General features: G+C 74.4%; 2 protein-coding genes and 1 pseudogene. 1 reads left to right on the top strand and 2 read right to left on the bottom strand.

Going from position 1 to position 2897, the window contains the following annotated elements; translation table 11 throughout:
• The coding region (locus B9S61_RS13550; protein ID WP_146064826.1) for an FAD-dependent oxidoreductase at positions 1-412 on the bottom strand (412 nt) is incomplete at its 3' end.
• Between the two features lie 139 nt (positions 413-551).
• Positions 552-1000 (bottom strand): annotated as a pseudogene (locus tag B9S61_RS13545) (DUF2809 domain-containing protein).
• Positions 1001-1237: 237 nt separating this feature from the next.
• Between B9S61_RS13545 and B9S61_RS13540 the strand changes: the two are divergent.
• A partial coding sequence (locus B9S61_RS13540; RefSeq protein WP_103542484.1) for an ABC-F family ATP-binding cassette domain-containing protein occupies positions 1238-2897 on the top strand: 1660 nt, incomplete at its 3' end.

Here is a 2897-nt window from a genome sequence, read left to right as displayed (position 1 = left end):
CGTCCGTACCTGGGACAGCCCTCTGCGCAGTGAGAGCCGCCCTCGGAACGCGGCGCGCAGACCGGCGCCGCTGTAGTGCGCCAGCGTGTCCGCCCACCCGGTACTCGTCGCGGTCGCTGACGAGGCCGACGGGACGGCGCGTGCCCGGCGGGTAGAGCAGGACGCGGCGGATCGGGGGCCCGAGGTGTTCGACGGGCAGCGGGAAGTCGTCGAGTGTCTTGCGCACGAAGATCCCCGTGGTGTGGATCGCCGCGGTCAGGGTGGTTCGCCGGTCGTCGAGGAGCACGTCGTGGCCCTGGCGGGCGAGGAGTGTGGCGACATGCAGGCCGGCCAGACCCGCGCCGACCACCAGGACGTCGGTGGCGACCGTGCCGGTGAGGTGGTGGGCTGTCGTACGGGCTGCTGCGGGCATGGCTGTGCTCCTTGGGCCGGTGGCCTGGGGCCGTCGGGGGGCGCGCCGCGGACGCATGGGTGTGGGCGCGTGGTGTGGCGTGGGTCGGGTTCAGGTGCTCACCGAAGACGAAGCGCTTCGATCGAATGACGATGGGAAACTATCGAAACTCGATAGGTTCGGCAAGTGGTGAGTCCGGCCGCGGCGCAGCGCATGCCCTCAGTACGAGCCAGCCGGCTGCCGCACCGACCGCGTACCAGAGCAGGTCGGGCGCGTTGAACGTGGAACCGAGGACCAGACGGGCGAAGGCGCTGTGCCGTGCGAGCTCCGACGGCAGCCCGGTGAGCTGCAGGAGCTCGACGCCCCAGCTGACGGCCAGCGCCCTCCGGCGGCCCGTGCGGGCGTCACGCGCGGTGCGGCCAGGACGACGAGGACGAGCATCAGCAGGGTGTACAGGGCGTCCCCGCCGTACTTGGCCACGTCCCCCGTCGCGACGGCCCTGAGGCCCAGCCCCGCGCCGATGACGGCCGGCACCGCCGTGGCCGCGGCGAGGCGCCTGCGTATCGGATCGTTCCTGATGCTGTCGCGCGTGCTGAGCGGGGAGACCATGGCCGTCATTCTGCTGCCCGCCCGAACCGCCCACGGCCGTCGGCGGCCCGTAATACGGATGCACCTGGTGCGCGGGCCTTGTTAGCCTGCGCGCATGGCACGAGGCATCTGGTCGCAGAGGGTCCGCTCCGCCCGCTGACGGCGGCGCCCTTCCTGCTGAATCCGCGCACGCCGTCCCGGTTCCCGCCGGGCGGCCCTCTCTGCTGCCCGGCTCACCTGCGAGCTGCGGAGCACCCGTTGAATCCCGACCTCACCCCCGAAGCCGTGCCGCTGCCCGTCGAGGCAGGCGGCAGCGCGCACGTCCGCGCCGAGAACATCACCGTGACCCGTGGGTCCCGGCGCGTCCTGAACGGCCTCTCGGTCACCGTCTCGGCCCGTTCGCGGATCGCCGTCGTGGGCGAGAACGGCCGGGGAAAGACGACACTGCTGCATGTCCTCGCCGGACTGATCACGCCCGAAGAGGGCTCCGTCCGTCGGACCGGCACGGTCGGCCTGGCCCGGCAGGAACTGTCCGCGCGCGACGGCGAGACCGTCGGCACCCTGACATCCGCCGCGCTGGAGGCCTCGCACGCGGCACTCGGCGCGCTGGAGGCGGCGGCCCTCGACCTGGCCGGGGGCGATCCCACGGCCGGCGAGCGCTACGCCGCCGCACTCGACGCCGCCACCCGCCTGGACGCCTGGGACGCCGAACGCCGGGTCGACGTCGCCCTCGACGCCCTCGGCGCCTGTACCGACCGCGGCCGCCCGCTGTCGACGCTCTCGGTCGGGCAGCGCCACCGGGTCCGGCTGGCCTGTCTGCTCGGCGCCCGGCACGACGTCCTGCTGCTCGACGAACCGACCAACCATCTCGACGCCGGCGGGCTGGACTTCCTCACCCGGGGGCTGCGCGAGCACCACGGTGGCCTCGCCGTCGTCAGCCACGACCGGGCGCTGCTGCGCGACGTCGCCGAGCGGTTCGTCGACCTCGGCCCGGCCCGTGAGGGAACGGCGCGCCTGTACGCCGGCGGGTACGACGCCTGGCAGGACGCCCGGCGTCGTGAGCGGGAACGCTGGGAGCAGGACCACGAGCAGCAGCAGGCCGAGCACCTGCGGCTGCGGGACGCGGTGTCGCAGGCCCGTGACCGGCTCTCCACCGGCTGGCGGCCGGACAAGGGGACCGGCAAGCACCAGCGCCAGTCCCGGGCACCGGGCGCCGTACAGGCTCTGAACCGGCAGCGGGAGGCACTGCTGGCGCACCGGATCGACGTGCCCGAGCCGCCGGCGTCGCTGCGCTGGCCGGAACCGGATGTACGGCCGGGTACGCCGCAGTTGCGGGCGCACGGTGTCGCCGTGGCCGGGCGGCTGGCCGGTCCGGTCGGCCTCACGCTCGACGGCGGCGACCGGCTCCTCGTCACCGGACCGAACGGCGCCGGGAAGTCCGCGCTGCTCGCGGTGCTGGGCGGTTCGCTCCGGCCGACGGACGGGTACGTGCGGACGGCTGACGGGGCACGGACCGTCCACGTCGGCCAGGAGACCTCCGGGCACGACCCCCTGCTCACCGCCCGGGAGGTGTACGAGCGGCATGTGGGCCGGCTGACGGCCGGCGGGATGCCGCACCGTACGGACACCGTGCCGCTCGCGGCGCTCGGGCTGCTCGACTCCGAGGCGGCGCGTACGCCGGTGGGGCGCATGTCGCAGGGACAGCGGCGGCGCCTCGACCTGGCGCTTGCGCTGTCCGGGCGGCCCACCCTGGTCCTGTTCGACGAACCGACCAACCACCTGTCGGCCCGGCTGGTCGACGAACTGACCGACGCGATCCGCGCCACGCGGGCCGCCGTCGTCGTCACGACGCACGACCGGCAGCTGCTGCGGGACCTCGCCGACTGGCCGCTGCTGCGGGTGGAGCCGGGTGCTCCGG

Origin of the sequence: Streptomyces sp. SM1 (assembly GCF_002910825.1) — a bacterium.
GTDB lineage: Bacteria > Actinomycetota > Actinomycetes > Streptomycetales > Streptomycetaceae > Streptomyces > Streptomyces okerensis.
The sequence above is the reverse complement of the archived record's forward strand: the minus strand, read 5'-3'. Positions and strand labels throughout refer to the sequence as shown.